Genomic DNA, 20,915 nt, shown 5'->3' with positions numbered 1-20,915 from the left:
GAGGCTATTTTCTTTTAGCCTTCTCCCAGGTTGCGCTCTGCTGTTTGCGATAATACCGGATAATTCCGGCAAGAACTGCATAATTCATGACGCAGAAATAGTAAGGTATAAACAGAACTTTTATCCTGAGCTGTTTTTTCTCCAGGAGGAAGCCTAGGAATGCCAGGAAATAGAACAGGAGTTGAGCGATTAATAAAAGACTGTAAGACATCTCCGTATCTATGGCAACAATAGCCACGTTGAGCAAAAGTGCAAGTATCAGCAGGACAGGAGTGATCGTCCATCGTAATACACGATGACTAATGTACTGGAAGCTGAGTGTTCCGTATTTGAAGAAATTCAACAATGGCTTAAGCCACAGGATCGACTGTATGCCGCCAGCGGCGATTCTAATTTTGCGTTTAAGTTCTTCCGATACATTTGCTGAAGCTGTTTCGGTTGCATAAGCATTAGGCTCGTAAACAATCCTGTATCCTTGTGCTGCAATTTGCATAGAAAGCATAAAGTCATCTAAAATTGCATTGCCGCCAACTGCTTTATAGAGATGCCGCCTGATACTGAAAAGTTCGCCCGCCGCGCCAACCACGGAATAGAGCTCAGCATCTAGTTTTTTTAAAGCTGATTCATATTTCCAGTAAAAACCTTCGCCGGCAGAACTGGCATCGGCCTGCTTTTCCGAAAGAACTCTCTTTTCGCCGGCAATTGCGCCTACTGTATTGTCTGAATAATGCCTACAGATGTTAACGAGCGCTTCCTTGTTCAACAACGTATTGGCGTCGGTAAAAACTATAACTTCAGATCTTATTTGCCCGACTGCACGATGTACCGCCGCTATCTTTCCATTGCGCTGGGGTTGATGTAATAAAAGTAACTGAGGATATTCGGCTATTATATCAGGAGTACGGTCTGAGCTGCCGTCGGTAATAAATAGAATATTCAGCTTTTCTTCAGGATAACAGAGTTCAAGCGTATTAATTATCTTTTCTCTTATGAACTCTTCTTCGTTATAAGCGGCTACCACAAGGGTACAAGTGGGAAGCTGATCTATCGCGACTTGTGGTACATTTCTCTTTCCTTTAATGATGCGGCGTATTCTGACAAGAAGGTAAAGAAGTATGCCATAGCCGGCGAAAGTATAGAAAACAATAAAGAGGGACGACCAGAATGCAAATTTCATTAGATTTTGTTAATTGGAAAGCCAGAGTTTATACTATCGGTACTGTTCTTCAGATTCCACCACATTGCTTTAAACAGCCAGGGTATTAAGTCACTTCTTTTTTGAGAAATATAGTTTATAACGTTTCTTGGGGTTACCAATAGGCAAAAGTGAAGAGTAAAAATGATCTTTGCTAAGAAAGGTGCATTCTTCCTGATAAATAGAATGCGGTTCCGGTTCATAAAATATTCTTTTAATGCACTCTTGCTACCTACAGAAACCGACTCTTTATGATAGATCAGTGCCCGGGGTTCTATCCATATTTCGAATCCCGCTCGCTTTATTCGCTCACACCAATCAATTTCCTCAAAATAGAGAAAGAAGTTTTCTGCCATGGGGCCTGCTTTTTCTATCGCTGTACGCCGTACCATCATAGCTGCGCCATGGATGTAACCTGTTTGGCCCGCAGCGCTATCGTACTGGCCCTTGTCCTCTTCGAAATGCCCGATACACTCATTGCGGCAGGTGTAGAAATTCATTGATGTAAATCCAGCATACTGTATCAGAGAGGGTTGGTCGTAGTACCTGATTTTAGGTGACACCATTCCCACAACAGGATGCCTGTCGAGAATATTAACAAGCTTTTCGACCAGACCTGATGTGACCTCTGTATCGTTATTTACGAAAAACAAATAATCTCCTTCGGCCTCAGCTAAAGCCAGGTTATTTCCTCCAGCGAAACCGAGATTTATTTCCGACCGCATGAAATTAACGTAGGGATATTTTTTAATCCATTCAGGAACATGATTTATTCTGCTGCCGTTATCGACTACAATAATTTGTAGTTCGTCAAGGTTTTCGTTTGCCGCTATGGAGTCGAGAAAAGCTTCTGTTACAGAATGTTGATTAAAATTGACAGTTATGACAGAAACCTTTTTCATTACAAACAAGTAAACAGAGAATTTAGAATTTGGAAAAAATAATGATAATTTACACGTTTAGCTAAAAAAATCAATAGCGGGTACGAAAAAGGTTATATAAAAGTTGCGGTTTGAAAAAAAGAAAGAGATTGGACGAAGAGTTGAGCCGTTTTGAAAAGCTTGACCAAGCGGAACTTTCGCTTGAGCAAAAGCTCGATGAATTAATAGTTTTGCTTGAGGAAAGTGGTCTTGACAGCGAACGCGTAATAAAACTGCAGGATAAATTTAACAGGGCCGTTGATAATAAGATATTAACAGCCAATGACATAGAGGAATTTCGAAAGTTTGATGACAGCAAGTCGTCGAGAATAGAAATAGCCGACGATCTTGAGGTGCTGCTGTCAACGTATAAGTTTGACAGTACATCCTCGAGGAAATTGATTATAGGCTTAAGGATGAAGAAAATAGTGATGGCAATTATTTCTGCACTGTTAATAACGTTAGGCTTTTCTATGATCATTCTGCCGGCTCCTCCTTATTTTGAAATGTTCACTATATTTTATTTCACGCCTGATGACGGGGTTACATTGATGGATCTGATATCATTGTTAATTGTTTTTTCGGGTGTATATTTGTTGTTTACTTCCTTTACCAGCGCTAAATTAAAGGCGCAGTAATTCTATATGCCGGACAGCCTAAAAAAGATCCTTCTGGTCGACGATGACCGCTTTATACTGACTCTCATCTGTCGGATGCTTTACAGAAAGGGCTTTATATGTCGTAAGGCCGACTCTGTAAAGATGGCATTGCAGATGCTTGAGAAAGAAACGCCGGATATTATACTTTCTGATTATAGCATGCCTGTTATGGACGGTTTCCAGTTCAGGCAGATGCTTCTGAATGATAAACGCTGGAGGAATGTTCCTTTTGTCTTTTTTACATCCTTTGCCGATCAGGAGCTGGCGCAAAAAGGGCTGGACCTGAAGGCGATAGACTATATTGATAAAAATACTCCTATCCCTCTTGTGGTTTCGAAACTAACGAATATACTTGATACCATAAGGAAACAGCATGAACAGTCTATTCATGAAATCGGGGCAGCTGCGAGGGCACTTAATTTACGGTCGGTACCAGAGCGGGCCCCCGAGAATGAAAGCTTTAAATTCGACTTCCTGCACCAATCTTTCGAAAACTATCCTGGCGGGGATTTCATAGATTTTATAACAACCGGCGACGATTATACCTTTATTATATTGGGGGACGTTATGGGAAAGAAATGGGGCGCCTGGTTTTTTTCTTTTAACTTTTTAAGTTATATCCGTTCTGCCATTCGTTTATGCGTTTTTGAAGGGGATATTTCTACGGCAAGCATTGTAAACAAGATTAACAGGGTTGTTAATTTGGATCCCGTTTTAAGTGATGTGCTATCTACTTTGTCGTTGGTAATGATCAATCATAAAACAACCGAAGTCCGCTATACCGGGGCCGGCGACATGCCTCCCATTTATTACAATCGGGCTGCGGGGAGTTGTTCGCAGGTACAATCTTCGGGTATGTTACTTGGTGTGATGCCTGACGGTCAATATGATGAGCAGATTATAGATATGCTCCCCGGCGATCAGCTTATTATTGTAACAGATGGTATGACTGACTTTCGTAATAAGGGGGGGACGAAAACAGATTACCGGTTATTTGTAGAGAAGGTTGGTCCGCTGCTGGGCCAAGAGAACACAATGGAGTTAATAAAGAAGGAAACTTTTTCTGAGCAGGCAGACAGCGAGGTGATTGACGACAGAAGCTTGTTGTTTATAGAGAGAAAGTGACGAAAAATATATGTTTAGTATTAAGATATTATGGTAGAAGTGTATAAGCGTAATGATTATTACGTTGCTAAGATTAAGTATCCAGAGGCCAACCTGGAGTCTGCTGCGAAGTTCAAAGAAAGCATCATTAGCTTTGCCGATAAAGGATATAAGTTTATTATAGTTGACTTTAGCGAGGTTGTTTATATTGATAGTACTTATTTGTCGGCTTTGGTTTCGACCCTGAAATATGCTATCTCAAAAGATGGAGATATCGCTTTAACGGGTCTTAACAAAGATCTTTATAACCTGTTTTTGATGGTACGGCTGGATAAAGTTTTTTTGATTTACGATGAACTGCCTGAATCTTTTTCGGGCTCATCTTTAAGAAAGAAGTAGAACTTATTTTTTCAGCTTGTGATCAGGGACTATTTTTTTCATAACACTACCGGGGAAATATACCCTTTACTGAATGAGGTTATTTTGGATATTGGGCGTTACTGCCGCGGTGGCCTGCCGGCATATAAAATAAGTGCATGCAAACAACTGGTAATAGAGCTTCTTACTAATGGCGTGAAGCATTCGGGTACGGGTCTTAGTTTGATTACAATTAAGTTCGATTCTTCTTCTATTGTGATAAGTAAATTGGATGGAGGCAATGTGTTCAGGTTAAATGAGCATCAGGAATGGCCTCTGAGCAATTTTAAGGAAGGGGAGAGGACCGTTATCTATAACTGTGATTTCTACGCTTTGAGTGCCGTTATACAGTCGGAAAATCAGTTGAGTTTTGAGGTAGAAGAATATCCGGTTGAAGACGTCCACTCTTCTTCATCCATTCCCGAACACTACGGTTTGTTGATACTTACCAAGTTATCCTCTGTTTTTACCTATGAATATGATAGCAATAAGAAGATTAACAAATTTAGTGCAACGGTTAATCTTAATAATTAGTCAACTAAAAGATTAGAATAAAGGAATTACCTTGTTTCTTCAATGTTTTCTTTGTAAATTGATGCTTAGAAAAGGGTTTAGTTTTATTGCCGGAAAGATCCTATATCTGATCTGGCATCTATTTTTTAGTAATGCATTTTGGGAAAATTGTAAAAGGAGTGGCCCATGCCAAGGGGTATTCGGCTGAAGAACTGGCCGTATTGCTTGGGCGCACTGGAAGGGAAGTATTAGAACTTTACGAACAAGAGGAATGGACTTCAGGGAACATCAAGGCTGCTTCAATGGCGTTGCAGTATAATTTTGGTAAGTATTTAGACAGCACACTTTCGTTTGATTTTATGAGTGGTTCGCCGGACAATGGTTCGGGAAAGAGCGAATATTTAATATCAGTTAAATATCCTGTCGGAAAAGAACAGTTACTTAAGTACTGGCTTAGTAAAATGAGTCTTGTAGCGAAGGCAATCGGTCTTGAAATGAAACGCTGAAAGACAGGTTGGTTGAGCCGCTTGAGTGTGTGAAGAGAGCTTATCTATTCTAGCGAATATTTATTCAACCAAACAGTAAGACGTGACTAGCGTCATATTTACTTTCTTCATGAAGACCTATAATTGCACAGGTATAATTTTTATTAATGAAATATATAATCTGTGCAACGTTAACTGCCCTTACAATGGCAGGAAATCTTCAAGCTAATACAAAGACATCCCCCGACTCTACCATCTTAAACTATTCAACTTTTAAACGCAGCCTTGTTATGTCTGGCATGATGCAATTGCGTTATGTGTATTCTCTTACAGATAATGTTGATATAAACGGCAAACATTATAACGAGACAAATGATGTAGTACCTAACACGAATAGCTTTCTATTGAGGAGAGTCAGATTAAATACGAGGGCAAACATCAACGATCACTTTGATGCTGCGATTTTGTTGAATTTTGCTGAGTTTTCGGGGAATACCGCTAATAAAGTGCTTGAGAACGCTTTTATCAGGTACCATAAAAGTAAGGCGTTTAATATTCAGGTAGGGCAGTTCAGGCCTTTTTTCGGTCCGGAGGACATGCTACCGGCAGACATCATTAAGTCGCTGGATTATTCAAATCAGTACAACCTTTTTGGTGCAAGCGGATGGCAGAGCTTCCAGATGGGAGGCGCTGTATATGGAGATTTAAATACGAAGGGGAAAGTGCCGTTTCATTACTATGCTGGTGTATACAATGGAAACAACCGAAACCAGACTATAGATAATGATAACCGGAAAAACTACTACGGAAGAATAGAAGCTGATTTAGCAAAAGATTTTCGTTTAGGGGTTAATGCAGCCAAGGGAAGTTGGGTTAATCAAAAGGGAGATGCCTGGGGGGCTGATGTATCAGCTGTTTTCCCTTTATGCAATAAGCTGAAACTCGAGCTTATCAGCGAATATAAGCAGGGTACTAATTTTTCGGCGTATGCAGCAACGCCTGATCCCGAGAAAAAAGGAATAGATCAGTATCGTAACAGAGGATTTTACGTATTTCCGAACCTTCGTTATGAGTGTCGTTTGCCTCGTCTTCGTTCTGTTGAATTTTCATCCCGATATGAGTATCTGGACGAGAATTACAAGATAAATGAGAACCTCCGGCAGACCATTACGCCAATGGTTAGTTTTGAATTTGCTGACGATTATTGCGCACGCCTGGAAATTGGCTGCAGCATGGATATGTATAAGCATGATATACCGAATACCGTCCAATACTCTCATAATACAGGGGTTGTGCAATTGCAGGTAAGATTTTAGGAATAAATAGCTAATAATATGAAAAAAGCACAGCGTACTATTATGCTGTGCTTTTTTTATATTGCCGTATGGAGCTAATGCAGCTCTCCTGTCTGTGGTTAGATCAGGTGCACACTCCGTTTAACGAACTCGGTCAGATCGGCGCCAGTTAAAAGGCCTTGCGAGAGTAGCGCGAGGTCAAAAGCCTGTTTGGCAAGCTGACTTTGTTCTTCCTCATTTTCGGTATTAACAATGCGGCTGATCAAGGGATGATTGCCATTAACGGCAACTTTATAGTTCTCTGGCAATGAACCATAAAAGTTCATCCCACCACCCATTTGCGCCATATCTTTCATCCTTCGCATAAACTCATCCATGGTGATGTGTACAGGCAGCTCGTCAGGACTAAGGCTTTCTATTTCGACCTTCATGTTTGGTTTCTGAATTGCTTTTTCAAAAAGCGATTTTACCTTGACTGATTGCTCTTCAGTAAGTACATGAGGTGGATTGTCTTCCTTGTTGATAAGCTTGTCGGTTACATCCGCATCAACCCGCTTAAGAGATGTTTTCTCGAGCTTTTGTTCCAGTTGGTTAATAAAGTGATTATCTATAGGAGAATTCATCAGCAATACGTCGTAATCCTTTTTGTTTGCCGATTGAATGAACGTATCCTGCTTTGCGGCGTCGTTAGTATAAATATAGACTACCTGACCGTCTTTGTCGGTCTGCTGAGCCTTTACCTTATCCCGGTACTCATCGATGGTATAAAATTCATTCTTTGTATTTACCAGGAGAGCAAAATCTTTAGCCTTTTCGTAAAACTTGTCCTCACTGATCATTCCATATTTAACAAAGAGACCGATATCCTGCCATTTTTCTTCAAACGCTTTACGGTCTTTTTTGAAAAGCTCGGACAGCTTGTCGGCTACCTTCTTCGTGATGTAGTTGTTGATCTTCTTTACGCTACTGTCGGCCTGAAGAAAGCTTCTGGAAACGTTTAGAGGGATATCTGGTGAATCAATCACACCGTGAAGAAGCATGAGGAATTCGGGAACGATATCTTTTACCTCATCTGTAATAAATACCTGGCGCGAGAAGAGCTTTATCTTATTGCGCTGAAGCTCAAAGTCGTTTTTAATCTTAGGAAAGTAAAGAACTCCTGTTAGGTTGAATGGATAATCCACATTCAGATGTATCCAGAAGAGCGGATCTTCAGAGAAAGGATACAGTTCTTTATAGAAAGAAAGATAATCCTCATCTTTTAATTCCGTCGGCGACTTAGTCCAGATAGGCTGAGTGTTATTGATGATGTTGTCAACCTCTACTGATTTATATTTGGGTTTTCCTTCCTCATCTTCGCCATCTGGCTCAGATTCTGTTTTGGTACCGAATTTTATAGGTACAGGTAAGAACCGACAATATTTATCAAGAATTTCCTGTAATTTGTATTTGCTCAGGAATTCCTCTGAATCTTTATTGATGTAAAGAATAATATCGGTTCCTCTTTCTGTCCGCGTTCCCTCTAAGATCTCGAACTCTGTGCTGCCATCGCAGATCCAGCTGGCCGGTTCGGCACCTTCCTGATATGAAAGAGTCTGAATCTCGACTTTGTCGGCCACCATAAATGCTGAATAAAAACCAAGTCCAAACTTTCCTATAAGCTCATTTGCATCTTTGGCGTCTTTGAACTTTTCAACAAATTCAGTGGCTCCTGAGAAGGCTATCTGATTAATATATTTTTTTATTTCTTCAGCAGTCATACCAATTCCTCTGTCGGAAATGGTTAGCGTTTTCTTTTCTTCGTCGAAGGCGATTTCTACCTGCAGGTCACCAAGCTCGCCCTGATACTGGTTTAAAGAAGAAAGTCTTTTAATCTTCTGTGTAGCATCAACTGCATTAGACACCAGTTCTCTCAGAAATATTTCATTATCTGAGTATAAGAACTTCTTAATAATGGGGAAAATGTTTTCGGTGTGAATCGAAATGGTTCCTTTTTCTTGCATAGTATATTGAAATTTTACTTTCTGTTTGAGTCCTTATTATCAAGGGGTGTTCCAAACTTGGAAGATTGCCATTTTGACAGAATAATATTTGCTCCTTTAGGTGATGCGACAAATGATGCGGTTTAGATACGAACGTAGTTTTATGCTTTCGGACAATCCTTACAGCGTTTGCCTTTTTTATATTTCTTGCAGCACTTTTTATATATGCAGCCAGTGCAGCATGCGCTTACACCCTTATTACAGATAGCAGCGGTATCGCTCTTTTCCATTCCACACAAATCAAATTCCCTTTTGTACATGCACTTAATATAAATATAAGCTTTTATTGTATGCCTGGTGTTACATGAAGTTACGGTTCCGAAAGTAGTATCTTTGTTTTTAGCTCATTTGAAAGAGTTTCAGTAACTGCAATAATATCATCGGCAACATGCGTGTTATTGAGAATGACCTTATCTGCAGTGCCCTTATATGGGAGCAGGTAAGCGTTATATGCAGGTAATACGTGGTTTACCCATTGATACATGATCATATCCTGTGTATATCCCCTTTCGGCTGTATCCCGTTTAATCCTTCTGTTTAGAGTAATTTCCTCTTCTGCATCCATGAAAATCCGCATATCAAAAAGGGCAGCTATCTTACTGAAATGAAAAATAAACAGGCCTTCTACAATGATAATTGGCGCAGATCGGATGGTTAGCATCTTCGCTTTATCCGCAGAGACATTAAATGTATATTCTTTTTTCTGGATTGTTCCGCCCTGCAGAAGAGTATTCAGATCATCAAGCAGCTTTTGATCATCAATACATTGAGGAAGGTCGAAGTTGACCCATCCATTTTGATCTATGGGTTGTTCTTTGAGGGGTTTATAATAATCATCCTGGGATACCAGGCATATTTGATCATCAGCGAAATAGCTTAAAAAACATTTTAGGAAAAAAGTCTTTCCAGAGCCGCTTCCCCCGGCAATGCCAATTATAAAAGGTTTATTCATTTGGCACACCGTAATCTATATTAACCTGAAATCTCTTGTCTAATGCACCCAGCAAATCGGCGGTAGCTTTTGTGATAACGATAATAACGTCTTTTGTTGTCTCGTTCTCGGTGTACTTGCCTACAACTTTTGCAAAAGTACTTTTCCCACTCATAGGGTTGGTTATTTTAATGACAGTACCAATAGGAGCCGTTCGGTGTAATGCCAGCATCTTCGTAGCATCAAGGTGTTCGTCGCTAATCCATACCGCTGCGCCACGCTCGGTTTTTTCCGTTACTCCGTACCTGTTTGGGTGTATCCTCGTATTATCGGCCGCAGCAGAATCAGAATCTGCTGGGATTATCGCAGGTGAGCTGTCTGACGCCTGAGGGGTTGATACGGGAGGGGGCACTGACGAACCGCCCTGTCTAACCTTTATAATCTGCCCGACGCTAAGGTTATTGCTTTTGAGGTTATTAATTCTTTTAATCTCGTCGATATTTGTATTAAACCGTTTGGCGATCGCAAATAGAGTTTCTTTTGGTCCCACCTTATAATCTATCAAATCTTCAGCTGGCAAGGCTGCAGCAGCTTTTGGCTGAGTCCCCGGCTGAATATAATCTCTGTTGGTAGGGATCCTCAATGTAATTCCAGGCTGCAGCGTTTTAACCTTGTTCAAGTCAATAATATCTTTAGGAAGAACATGATATAAACGGCTGATTGAATAATAACTTTCTTTGGCTGCTACGCGATGTAAGACTACCTGTTTGCCATTGACGTTTTCTACGCCTACTGAATCTCTTAAGTTGCCAAAAGCACTTGATGTAAAAATAATGCAAAAAACTGCCAGTATAGAACGCATTTGTTTTTTCTCTTATTTAAAGGTTGCAATTATACTAAATACGAAACAAATTCCTGTTTGTTATTGCGTATACAGAATAAATGATTGTGTTCAATAAAAAACGCCTCTGGGTTGAACTTTTGTATGTTAATCGCAAGAAACTCGTTTAGTATGATGTTATCGTGTTCATATACAACTAGTTTCTGTGAAAAAGTATTTCCGTTGACCATATGGAACGAAAAGATATCCTTGCCTTTTAATTGCGCAAAAAGAATGGGACCAGCTATGTTTTCGGCCAGTGATTTGTCTGGTAATGCATCCTGGTTTACGACCTCAGGGACAATAATATCTCTGTGAACAGAATTATACTCCTTTATCCCATATTTAATCATTTGCCCGTTTTGAGGTGAGAGTAATTCAAGCATCCGTGGCTGCACGGAGGGGTTATACGCAATTAACCCTTCCTCGCCGATCGTATAAAGCGTTTTATTATAGTGCTGCCATGCTACTTCTCCAAGCTCATTAAGCGCAATAATCCCTTTATGTTCGGGACTTTTTTCTGATATATATCCGTGGACAAAGATTATACCCGAAGTCACGCGGTCTAGCCCCCAGTTCCAGCTGTCTTCAACCTGCAGTTCTTTGAAAAGGCATCGTCCGGTACTGAAGTCGAAAGCCGAAATAGCAGTGGTGTGACTTTCTGCGTCTCTTGTTTCGATAGCAACTATATTTAACTTATAGTCTGTTTCAACTTTCCAGATTATTCCTTTAAACTTTTCACAAAGGGTGAGTTTTACTGTATATTTATTTGTTGAAGACATTTTCAAAAGTAATAATTATGAACCGCTATTGTAAAGGCATCCTCTTAATCTGTTTGTTTTTAATGAATGTATTACCTGCCTTAGCTCAAACAAGGGGTAAAGTGTATGTTTTTGATATGAGGGAGGAAATAGGACCATCCGCCTGGCGTTTAACGAAAAAGGCTTTTGAGAAGGCCTCCGAACAACAGGCTGGCACTGTTCTGATAAGGATGAATACCTTCGGAGGAATGGTGGACTATGCTGATTCAATAAGGACCGCTATTTTAAATGCTCCTATGAAAACCCTTGTTTTTATTGATAATAATGCGGCCTCTGCAGGGGCTCTTATCGCCCTGGCATGCGATCAGATCTATATGAAAAAGGGTGCTGGAATTGGTGCCGCAAGCGTTGTGAACCCTCAGGGCGAGGTCATGCCAGAAAAATACCAGTCGTATATGCGCGGGCTTATGCGGGCAACAGCCGAGGCGAAAGGGAGGAATCCACGCATAGCAGAGGCTTTTGTTGATCCTGATGTTGATATCCCGGGTGTAGTCGCAAAAGGGAAGGTGCTTACTCTTACAAGCGGTGAAGCAGTAAGAATCGGTTTTTGCAAAGCAGAGGTATCAAATATTAATGAAGTGCTGTTAAAAGAGGGGCTTGATAATGCAGATGTGATCACACATCAGGTTACTTTTACAGATAAGATCATTGCTTTTCTTATTTCTCCTGCTGTAAGCGGGATATTGATCCTTCTGATTATCGGGGGAATTTACTTTGAAATGCAGGCACCCGGTATCGGTTTTGCACTGCTTGTTTCTATCACCGCTGCTTTGTTGTTTTTTGCTCCTCTCTATCTGGAAGGCCTGGCCGCCCACTGGGAGATAGTCTTATTTATAGTTGGTGTAATCCTTATTGTTCTGGAAGTCTTTGTAATACCAGGTTTTGGAGTTGCCGGTATCCTCGGGATCCTTTGTGTTATTGGAGGTCTGGTGTTAAGCCTTGTTACGAACGATTTCTTTGACTTTACTGTAACCGGGTCAGAGCAGTTGAGCCGGGCGCTATTGCTTGTTGTTGGTTCGATGGTAGGGGCAATTGTTATATCTGTGCTTCTTGGCAAATCTTTATTGAAGACTCCGGTCTTTCAGCGGCTGGTATTGCAGGATGAACAACGCTCGCAAATGGGCTATGTTAGCGGGAGACAAAAAGAAGACTTGCTCGGCAAAAGCGGTATTGCAAAAACGGATATGCGGCCATCGGGAAAGATTGAAGTAGAGGGCAAATGGTATGATGCTGTAGCGCTCGACGGATACATCGTTAAAGGAAGTGAAGTAAGTATAGAAAAGCAGGAGAACTATAACGTCTTTGTAAGGAAAAAAAACGCTTAAAACCTTATGTCGTATATTTGGGTTTTAGGTATAAATATTAAAAGTTATGAAAACAGAAGAAATCGGACTTGACGAAGTGAAAGTACGACCCATAGTCGATCAATTGAATGATTTGCTGGCAAATTACCATATTCATTACCAGAAACTAAGAGGTTGCCACTGGAACGTAAAAGGCAAGAGCTTTTTTACGCTGCACGTGAAATTCGAGGAGTTATATACAAATGCCATAGCCACAATCGACGAGCTAGCTGAAAGGATATTAACACTTGGTCAGGCACCTTTAAGTACCTATAAGGATTATATCGATACGGCCCGTATTAAAGAAATTAATACAGTGGGCGTTCAGGATGTAAAGTTGGTACATGCCATACTTGAGGATTTCACTACTCTGATCGAGATTGAGCGGGAGATAATGGAGTCGACAGCCGAAAGTGGTGATGATGGAACTAACGACATGATCAATAAGTTTATGCAGTTTAAAGAAAAGAACGCCTGGATGTTGAGGTCATTCTGCGGCACTGATTAACAGATAATGTGGTTCTTAAAAGCAAAAGGCATCAGATTTTCTGATGCTTTTTGCTTTTAAGAATATCTTAAGCCGCTGTTCCTTAAAGAACACCGCAGTTTCTGTTTTGCCCTGAAAAGCTTGGTTTTTACAAGATGAAGTGGAAGGTCAAGCTTTGTGCAGATTTCCTGATACGTCATCTCCTCCTTGTAGAAATAAATAAGGATTTTATTTGATATAGTATCAAGCTTCGCGATCTGCGAATACAGTATGGTACTTACTATTTTCCTGTCGAGAATTTTTTCAGGAGAGAGGCATGAAGTGTCTCTTATTGTTAATTCCCCTGATTCATTCTGGCAAGCAGATAAAGAATAACCATTCAGTTCAACCTGCCGCTGAAGTTTTCTGTAATTGTCAATAATCAGATTGTTTGCAATCTCACATAAAAAGGAGCCTAGCTTAATGTTATAGTGAATATTGAAGCGTCCGGCGTATTTGTAAAAGTTCACAAAGGTCTGAGAGGAGATATCACTGGCAAGACCTTTATTGTAGTTCAGCCGTTTGGATGCGAAGTCGTAAACGTATGTATAATGCTTATGGTATAAGTAATTGAAAGCTGATTGATCGCCCTCTGTAAATGCCTTAACCGCATCAATATCCGAACTGAATTTATCTTTCCTTTTCATATCTTTTTTTTCTTTCGGAATCATTTATTCTAAGTGATTTAGATAAAAGTATCTACTAAAAAGCAGGTCGTAAATACCCGTAGTATTTAACATTGACGGTTTTGTAAACTACAAGTGGTTTGTAGTGAGATACACATGTTCGTGGTTTAGTACACAGAAAGATTCTCTTATTATTGGATAATTAGCTCTGTTGTTACAGTTCTTAAATTTTTTCAGATATGATTATCATACTAACCTTCGTAATACTGATGCTGTCAGTTGTCGTATTTTCGGGACTGGTTATTGGCTTTATTGCGTTTTCTGGTTCTGTTCTTCCTAAGGAACAAACAATATCGAAGGATAAGTTTTTGCATTCTTCGAGAGGGAGGACGTTGATAGGAGTGCTTACTGTGTTATTCCTTTTCCTTGCAGAAGGTTCGTTTTTTTACTTCTTAAATCTTTTATAAGATAACCATGGAAAAGTCGCCAATGCAGGTGTATATCGTTGAAAATGACGCTATTTGGGCTTCTTTTTTGAAGGGTTTACTCGAACGGTCCGGGTATGAAGTCGTTGGTACTGCCACATCGTACAGGCAGGCGGTAAGGGATTTAAACCTGAATAAAGTTGATCTCCTTTTGTTAGATATTCAGTTGGAAGGAGAGGAGACAGGTATCGACCTTGCCGGTTATATTAACCAATATCTTAGTATTCCATTCATTTTCCAGTCTTCAGAAACAGATGTTGTTGTTTTACAAAAAGCGATCAATACATATCCTTTAGACTTTCTTATAAAGCCCTTCAGGAAAGAAAAGTTACTTGATGCGCTGTATGCAGCCCACGGAATAATAGATTATAAACGACAATATCAAGTACAGAATTTAGTGGCTGTATAGTGAGGTGTGGTGGTAAGATACATGGTTTTGTGGTATTATACTTCTGTTGAAAAAAAGTCCTTTTGTAGGATCTGCGTCGTAAGCAATAACTATGCCATGTTTTAGTTGGAAAATTAGATTTGGTTACCCTGTTTTCATTTGTATCAACGCTTAAGCTTTTAGAATCTTTATAAGTTAGGTTGAAATCAGAACAGGTTGAGAGGTCGGTATAAGACCGGTAGCTGTCGATGCCATATTTAAGTAATAGTAGGTTGTATTAACAAAAATTGAAACATTGCCCGGTAGGCTTCGTAGAATGTTCTTATAGTTCGCGTAATGAATTAGGTATATAGCATGATTTTTATTTAAGCACCTTGTATGAATCAGTTTTATGATGTTTTTATGCTGGGTGGGGTTTTTTGCAGCTTTATTTGCAGTATAATATTGTTCAGAACAAAGAGTCAGGTTCATACTAACCGTCTGTTAAGCGTTATACTGTTTTTAACTGCCTGGTATGTATTGTTGTTTCTTTTAGTGCTGACAGGTAGAATAGCTCAGTTTCCATACGGATTTAAAATAACCGGGCACTTTTACTTCCTGGCATCGCCATTGAGCTTTCTATATATAAGAGGAATTATATATAACGAAACTGGCTTCAGAAAGACTGACTGGATACATTTTATCCTGGCCGGCCTCATTTTCCTGGATTATATTCCCTATCTTTTTGCTGCCCCCCAAGATATAGAACGACTCGCGGATGCAGTAGTTCTTGATATGAAAACGACGTATAAAGCTGATGCAACAGTGATTTCTCCGTTTTTATATTATAAAATTCGTTTAATTCAGGGAATAGTCTATATGTTCCTGCAATGGTATCTTATTTTCCGAAGATCCACAATACGTAAATATTCTGGTTATCCTCACCTCCGGCCCATATATACCTGGATCATTGTATTTACCGTATTTAGTTCGCTTTTATATATAGCGCTTCAATCCCGCAATATAGCGTCCCTATTAGACCTCAAAATAGATAGCAGGCTTATCTCAATTTCGATAATAAGTTTTTGCTTCTTTTCTCTCAGTATTTATCTTTTTTTTAATCCCAGAATACTTTATAGCGATTATTACAGAGAGTCTGTTTTTTCGCCAGAGGCAGAATTTGATGACTTCTCATTAGTGCCGGCTGAAGATCCGACTCCTTCGTCATCTGTTGTTACACCTGCCGGCGTTCATAAAGATAGCTCTTACGCCATGGGAATTGCCAGAGAGTACATGACATCCGATTTGCTTGCTTCTTATGCCAGAAAGATTGAAGAATATGTTATCTCAAATAAAGTATTTCTAAAGCCCGGCATAAGCATACATGAACTTGCTTCGGGGTTGAATATTCCGGTGCGTACCCTTTCTTATATTTTAAATCATCACTACAAACAACGATTTAACGACTTTATTAACAATTACAGGATAAGTTATATTGTAGAACGCTTTGATAACGATAACTGGAAAAATCTAACCTTTGAAGGTCTCGCCAAAGAAGCTGGATTTTCGTCGAGAAGTACGTTTTTTTCTGTGTTTAAGAAGCTAAAAGGCCTTACACCTTCCGAGTACCTTAATCAGACCAGTAAAGGTTCTGAAGTATTTAAATGATCGTATTTAAAGCTTCGAACTAATTCCTTACTAATTTATATATCTCTTAATAATCGTCAGTATTAATTACCATTGTTGTGTAAATAGTACTAATTGTGAGGAATTGTGTTGATTAAATTCTACACTCCTCTGTTTATCAAAAAACTGACCAAAGTAGTGAAAAAAAAGTGACCGGTGTCACGTTTGGTGGTATACGCGTTTTGTACGCTGAATAATAGGTCTCATTATCGGATTTTTGGACTTTATCAATCGGTTTTTTACTATTCTATTGTCTTTTTTTGTGGTGTAAAAAACGCAGTAAGTAATAGATTGGTTTTTCACTTAGAATAAAGTACTATATGAATTCGTTACAAAAGAACAACGTTCATCTTGGAAGAAATGTAAGACGGTTACGTGAAATAAAGAATATCAAACAAGAAAGCCTGGCCTTGTCCTTATCATTAAGTCAGCAGAAGATTTCGAAACTCGAACAGTCTGAAACTATAGATGACGATACCTTGAACAGGATTGCTGATGCTCTGGAGATCAGTGTTGATGCGATTAAAAACTTTGATCATGAAGCTATTATAAATAATACGAGTAATAACACGATGAGCTCCGGTACAAATTTTAATGCTATTGAGAAGATTATAGAGTTATACGAAAGGCTGATTGAGAGCGAGAAAGACAAAAATGCTATTCTTTCGTTAAATACCCCCTTGAAGCTAATTAATGAAGAAGACACTTTGGGAAGCTATCTTAAACAGCATACCAGTACCTTAAATAAAAGGAATGATTAAGTGATCTTGATAGAGCATAAAAAAACCGGTCATGCCGGTTTTTTTTATGCTCTATTGTAAGTTATAGGATGGGTACGGTACCATTAATACCGGTTAATGGAGTGTTTCTGTCAACCACTTAAAGAATTCCCGTTGCCATACGATCGCATTTTGTGCTCCTACGACCCAATGGTTCTCATTAGGGAGATAAAGCAGCCGACTTTTAATGCCTTTAAGCTGCGCAAGTTGAAATGCTTCGAGCCCCTGTTCTACAGGAACACGGTAGTCGGTTCCACCCTGAACGATCATAATAGGAGTATTCCACTTGTCTGCATGTTCTATTGGACTTGAATGCTTATAGCTGTCAGGCGGATTTGGCCCCCAGTATGGCCCTCCTATATCTTTGTTTGCGAACCATAGTTCTTCTGTGGTACCGTACCAGCTACGCAGGTCAAAGAGACCATCGTGAGCAATAAAAGTTTTAAAGCGGTTTTCATGAACGCCTGCAAGCATATAAACAGAGTAACCGCCATAGCTTGCACCCACAGCTCCGAGCCTGTTTTTATCTACATAAGGTTCTTTTATAATATCATCGATCGCCGACAGATAATCACGGATTGGCTGGCCTCCCCAGTCGCCGCTGATTGCTTCATTCCATTCAATGCCATGGCCGGGCATTCCGCGTCGGTTGGGGGCGATAATGATATAGCCGTTGGCCGCCATTAATTGAAAGTTCCACCTGAATGAATAAAATTGGGTTAAGGCCGATTGCGGCCCTCCCTGGCAATATAGCAGGGTAGGATATTTTTTGGAAGGATCAAAATCTGGCGGATAAATTACCCACGCCAGCATGTCTTTGTTATCAGTGGTTTTGATATGCCGTTCTTCTACTTTACTTAAAGAAATACTGTCATAGATATCCTTGTTGGTAAAGGTGAGCTGACTGAGTGTTCCCGATCTTAAATCTACCCGGTATAATTCAGCAGCATGATTCATGTCGGTCCTGCTTACAATCAAATTATTCCCAGACTGACCAACAATGCTATTGATGTCGAAAACTCCTTTTGTAAGCTGTTTAAGGTTTTTTATGTTGTATTTATTCAGATCAGAAATGCCACTTATTTCAAATAACTGTTCTGTTCCTTTTACGGCAGCCAGGAAGTAAATTTTGGAACCATCGTTACTCCATTGCCATGAGGCTACAGTACCATCCCATTCGCGGGTGAGATTGTGCGTTTTAAGTGTCTTAAAGTCATAAACCAGAATGTCGTTTTTGTCTGATTCATAACCATCCTCATTCATGCTCAACCAAGCCATGCGTGAACCATCTTTATTAAATGATGGATTTGTATCATAACCTCCAATTCCTTCGGTAAGGTTAGTAGTCCGCTCTGAAATCAGATCATAGAAATAGATATCTGTATTCGTGCTTTTTGCATATTCTTTCCCCAACTTCTTTTTTGCAACATAGACGATGAACTTTCCATCGGGACTCCATAGTGCATCTTCGCTGCCTCCGAAAGGCATCTGAGGACAATCATAAGGTTCATCTTTCATGATGTCCTTAGGCAGACCAATCTTTCCGTCGTTAAAACCCGCATAAAATATATGCTGAAACTTGCCATCTTCCCAAGTATCCCAATGGCGATAAGAGAGATCATCAAACACGAAGGCTTCGGACTTGCTAAGTTCAGGATAGCGGTCCTTTCCTAGAATTTTAAGTACCTGCACCTCTGCAGAGAACAGGATATGTTTACCGTCAGGAGAAAACCTGACATTGTTCAATCCGCCTTCATGGTTTGTGATCTGTTGCTTAGAGGTACCATCGGCATTCATCTTCCAGATCTGCCCCTTATAGAGATAAAATAGCTGCCCGTTTTTCGCATCGGTGTAAACGATACTTTCTCCTCCAGCTGCATTGGTGAGTTGTTTGACACTGCCACCATTCACAGAAACAGAATATAAGTCGCGTTCGCCTTTATTCTCGTTCATGTTATACCTTGTAACGCCAAAAAGCACACTTTTTCCATCGGCGCTGATAGTCTCTCCCGAAACCCTGCCAAGTTTCCATAATAACTCCGGGGTCATTCTATCCTGTCCTTTCACCATACAGAATGCCAGGATAAGACCTGTACTAAGCATTTTCTTCATTTTATCACTATAATATCTCTTTTAAACGGTAAATGTTTCTTACTAAAAGAGCGTCTGATTTATTCTTCGACGGGGTCATTCTCGCGCACAATGCCCAGCAACAGGTATTTAGCAGTGGCCGGGTTTGTAGCCAATGGAACATTATGCACGTCGCATATCCGCAGCAACATCTGTACATCAGGTTCGTGAGGGTGTTTCCCCAGAGGATCCCTGAAAAAGATGATAGCCTTTATATCTCCTTCGGCTGCCATTGCTGCAATTTGAGCGTCTCCGCCCTGTGGCCCGCTAAGTTTGCGGACTACCGGAAGACCTGTCTGCTGAATGTAGGAGCCCGTAGTGCCTGTTGCTACGAGGTTCATTCCCTTTAGAATATCGTAGTGATCTTTTACAAAAGCCACCATTTCGGCTTTACGCCCATCATGTGCTATAAGGGCAATAGTATGTGTTGACATATAATATATAAACTGAGGTTATCCAAAAAATAAATATGAAATTAATATAGCTGCGATCACTCCTGCGAGGTCGGCAAATAATCCGGCTGTTATAGCATAACGGCTTTTCTTTATCCCTACTGATCCAAAATACAAAGCCACAATATAAAAAGTGGTATCAGCAGAACCATTAAAAACGCAGGCCAGCCGTCCCACAAATGAATCGGGATGGAAAGTAGTCATAGTTTCGATCATCATAGCCTTGGCCCCCGATCCGCTTAAAGGCTTCATAAAGGCAACCGGCAAGGCGTCAGTGAAACGGGTATCCATATTAAAGTGACTGAAAAGATATTTGAACCCATCGACAATATACCCCAATGCGCCACAGTTCCTGAAGACACTTATTGCAGCCAGCATGGCAACCAGATAGGGAATAATCTTGACGGAGGTTTCGAACCCACCCTTTGCGCCTTCAACAAAAGCATCAAAGACATTTACCTTTTTCCTTAAGGCACCTAGAATAAAAGTTATTGGAATGAGAAATAACAAGACGTTACTAACAACTTTTGATACTTCGCTGATCTGGCCCTTGCTTAGGAACACCGTGAAATACCATACAATAAGACCAATAAAAGCGGTAAGGCCCACCAGCCAACTTATTATTACCGTATTAAATAAATTGATTTTTTGCCAGATGGCAACTATCAGCAGTCCTGCAACTGTGGCAACATAGGTGGCAATGATACATGGAATAAATATGTCCGTTGGGTCAGCTGCATTAAGAATTGCCCTTTGAGCTATAATAGATATGGGCAGTATCGTTAATCCCGATGTATGCAAAACCAGGAACATGATTTGGGCATTTGACGCAGTGTCTTTAGACTTGTTTATCTCCTGAAGACTTCCCATTGCTTTTAATCCAAGAGGAGTTGCCGCATTGTCGAGGCCAAGAAGATTTGCTGAAAAGTTCATAAGCATTTGTCCCGTGGCAGGATGGTTTTTGGGAACTTCGGGAAATAAACGGCTGAAAAATGGACCTACTATCCGGCTTAAAAAATTTATAGCTCCGGCTTTCTCTCCTATGTTCATTATGCCCAGCCAGAATGCCATTGTTCCCGCCAGCGGCAGGGCAATATCCATTACAGAAGATTTGGTAGTATCAAACAAGCTTTCTACGAGTTTCTGAAAGATCTCTGTATCTCCGAAGAATATAAGTTTAATTAGGGCGACAATAAATGAAATGATAAAAAAAGCAATCCAGACGTAGTTCAGAGCCATAAACCTCAACGTTTTTTGTG

Annotated in this window: 22 protein-coding genes; 12 read left to right on the top strand and 10 right to left on the bottom strand. The window is 40.1% G+C overall.

Going from position 1 to position 20,915, the window contains the following annotated elements:
• Positions 1 to 4: 4 nt before the first annotated feature.
• Positions 5 to 1,177 (bottom strand): glycosyltransferase family 2 protein, encoded by a 1,173-nt coding sequence (locus tag BDE36_RS15580; protein WP_141815611.1) that lies wholly within the window; start codon positions 1,175 to 1,177, stop codon positions 5 to 7.
• Positions 1,177 to 2,097, bottom strand: coding sequence for a glycosyltransferase family 2 protein (locus BDE36_RS15575; RefSeq protein ID WP_141815610.1), 921 nt, complete (start codon positions 2,095 to 2,097; stop codon positions 1,177 to 1,179). Before BDE36_RS15575 ends, BDE36_RS15580 begins: the two co-directional genes overlap by 1 nt.
• A gap of 110 nt (positions 2,098 to 2,207) precedes the next feature.
• On the opposite strand from BDE36_RS15575, the gene BDE36_RS15570 reads away from it, so the two are divergent.
• The 6 genes from BDE36_RS15570 (at position 2,208) to BDE36_RS15545 (ending at position 6,609) form a co-directional block, all read left to right on the top strand.
• The gene (locus BDE36_RS15570; RefSeq protein ID WP_141815609.1) at positions 2,208 to 2,753 is read left to right on the top strand and encodes a hypothetical protein; all 546 of its coding nucleotides are present in this window, start codon (positions 2,208 to 2,210) and stop codon (positions 2,751 to 2,753) included.
• A 6-nt stretch (positions 2,754 to 2,759) separates the two neighbouring features.
• Complete coding sequence (locus tag BDE36_RS15565; RefSeq protein WP_141815608.1) at positions 2,760 to 3,899, top strand: fused response regulator/phosphatase; 1,140 nt, start codon at positions 2,760 to 2,762, stop codon at positions 3,897 to 3,899.
• A 30-nt stretch (positions 3,900 to 3,929) separates the two neighbouring features.
• Positions 3,930 to 4,277 (top strand): STAS domain-containing protein, encoded by a 348-nt coding sequence (locus tag BDE36_RS15560; RefSeq protein WP_141815607.1) that lies wholly within the window; start codon positions 3,930 to 3,932, stop codon positions 4,275 to 4,277.
• A gap of 18 nt (positions 4,278 to 4,295) precedes the next feature.
• Positions 4,296 to 4,829: a hypothetical protein gene (locus BDE36_RS15555; RefSeq protein WP_141815606.1), complete on the top strand. Its 534-nt coding sequence runs from the start codon at positions 4,296 to 4,298 to the stop codon at positions 4,827 to 4,829.
• Between the two features lie 131 nt (positions 4,830 to 4,960).
• Positions 4,961 to 5,314 carry a hypothetical protein gene (locus tag BDE36_RS15550; protein WP_141815605.1) on the top strand — a complete coding sequence of 118 codons (354 nt, stop codon included), beginning with the start codon at positions 4,961 to 4,963 and terminating at the stop codon, positions 5,312 to 5,314.
• Positions 5,315 to 5,460: 146 nt separating this feature from the next.
• A complete protein-coding gene (locus BDE36_RS15545) occupies positions 5,461 to 6,609 on the top strand; it encodes a porin (protein WP_141815604.1) in 1,149 nt (382 codons plus the stop codon).
• 98 nt (positions 6,610 to 6,707) lie between these two features.
• On the opposite strand, the gene htpG is transcribed toward BDE36_RS15545, so the two are convergent.
• From htpG to BDE36_RS15525, 4 genes are all read right to left on the bottom strand, one after another.
• Positions 6,708 to 8,591 carry a molecular chaperone HtpG gene (gene htpG, locus BDE36_RS15540; protein WP_141815603.1) on the bottom strand — a complete coding sequence of 628 codons (1,884 nt, stop codon included), beginning with the start codon at positions 8,589 to 8,591 and terminating at the stop codon, positions 6,708 to 6,710.
• 349 nt (positions 8,592 to 8,940) lie between these two features.
• A complete protein-coding gene (locus BDE36_RS15535; protein ID WP_141815602.1) occupies positions 8,941 to 9,582 on the bottom strand; it encodes a uridine kinase family protein in 642 nt (213 codons plus the stop codon).
• On the bottom strand, positions 9,575 to 10,423 hold the full coding sequence (locus tag BDE36_RS15530; RefSeq protein ID WP_128767729.1) for a septal ring lytic transglycosylase RlpA family protein: 849 nt from the start codon (positions 10,421 to 10,423) through the stop codon (positions 9,575 to 9,577). Before BDE36_RS15530 ends, BDE36_RS15535 begins: the two co-directional genes overlap by 8 nt.
• Before the next feature lie 29 nt (positions 10,424 to 10,452).
• Positions 10,453 to 11,223 (bottom strand): DUF4905 domain-containing protein, encoded by a 771-nt coding sequence (locus BDE36_RS15525; protein ID WP_141815601.1) that lies wholly within the window; start codon positions 11,221 to 11,223, stop codon positions 10,453 to 10,455.
• A 62-nt stretch (positions 11,224 to 11,285) separates the two neighbouring features.
• On the opposite strand from BDE36_RS15525, the gene BDE36_RS15520 reads away from it, so the two are divergent.
• Positions 11,286 to 12,587, top strand: coding sequence for an NfeD family protein (locus BDE36_RS15520; RefSeq protein WP_235904282.1), 1,302 nt, complete (start codon positions 11,286 to 11,288; stop codon positions 12,585 to 12,587).
• 46 nt (positions 12,588 to 12,633) lie between these two features.
• Complete coding sequence (locus BDE36_RS15515; RefSeq protein WP_128767726.1) at positions 12,634 to 13,113, top strand: Dps family protein; 480 nt, start codon at positions 12,634 to 12,636, stop codon at positions 13,111 to 13,113.
• 56 nt (positions 13,114 to 13,169) lie between these two features.
• Here the strand turns inward: BDE36_RS15515 and BDE36_RS15510 are convergent, their stop codons facing one another.
• Positions 13,170 to 13,778, bottom strand: coding sequence for an RNA polymerase sigma factor (locus tag BDE36_RS15510; RefSeq protein WP_161987639.1), 609 nt, complete (start codon positions 13,776 to 13,778; stop codon positions 13,170 to 13,172).
• A 218-nt stretch (positions 13,779 to 13,996) separates the two neighbouring features.
• On the opposite strand from BDE36_RS15510, the gene BDE36_RS15505 reads away from it, so the two are divergent.
• From BDE36_RS15505 to BDE36_RS15490, 4 genes are all read left to right on the top strand, one after another.
• The gene (locus BDE36_RS15505; RefSeq protein ID WP_141815598.1) at positions 13,997 to 14,224 is read left to right on the top strand and encodes a hypothetical protein; all 228 of its coding nucleotides are present in this window, start codon (positions 13,997 to 13,999) and stop codon (positions 14,222 to 14,224) included.
• Positions 14,225 to 14,231: 7 nt separating this feature from the next.
• Complete coding sequence (locus BDE36_RS15500; protein ID WP_141815597.1) at positions 14,232 to 14,651, top strand: response regulator; 420 nt, start codon at positions 14,232 to 14,234, stop codon at positions 14,649 to 14,651.
• A gap of 357 nt (positions 14,652 to 15,008) precedes the next feature.
• Positions 15,009 to 16,277: a helix-turn-helix domain-containing protein gene (locus BDE36_RS15495; protein WP_141815596.1), complete on the top strand. Its 1,269-nt coding sequence runs from the start codon at positions 15,009 to 15,011 to the stop codon at positions 16,275 to 16,277.
• Positions 16,278 to 16,615: 338 nt separating this feature from the next.
• On the top strand, positions 16,616 to 17,056 hold the full coding sequence (locus tag BDE36_RS15490; protein ID WP_128767721.1) for a helix-turn-helix domain-containing protein: 441 nt from the start codon (positions 16,616 to 16,618) through the stop codon (positions 17,054 to 17,056).
• A 93-nt stretch (positions 17,057 to 17,149) separates the two neighbouring features.
• Here the strand turns inward: BDE36_RS15490 and BDE36_RS15485 are convergent, their stop codons facing one another.
• Genes BDE36_RS15485 through BDE36_RS15475 form a run of 3 tightly spaced genes read right to left on the bottom strand, consistent with a single transcriptional unit; the run spans position 17,150 to position 20,895 of the window.
• Entirely contained in the window at positions 17,150 to 19,186 is a 2,037-nt protein-coding gene (locus tag BDE36_RS15485) for a S9 family peptidase (protein ID WP_141815595.1), read from the bottom strand.
• A gap of 59 nt (positions 19,187 to 19,245) precedes the next feature.
• On the bottom strand, positions 19,246 to 19,638 hold the full coding sequence (locus tag BDE36_RS15480) for a methylglyoxal synthase (RefSeq protein ID WP_141815594.1): 393 nt from the start codon (positions 19,636 to 19,638) through the stop codon (positions 19,246 to 19,248).
• Between the two features lie 18 nt (positions 19,639 to 19,656).
• Entirely contained in the window at positions 19,657 to 20,895 is a 1,239-nt protein-coding gene (locus BDE36_RS15475; protein WP_128767718.1) for a nucleoside recognition domain-containing protein, read from the bottom strand.
• Positions 20,896 to 20,915: the final 20 nt, after the last annotated feature.

The organism is Arcticibacter tournemirensis (assembly GCF_006716645.1).
Taxonomy (GTDB): Bacteria; Bacteroidota; Bacteroidia; order Sphingobacteriales; family Sphingobacteriaceae; genus Arcticibacter; species Arcticibacter tournemirensis.
This window is presented reverse-complemented; position numbering and strand designations above follow the sequence as displayed.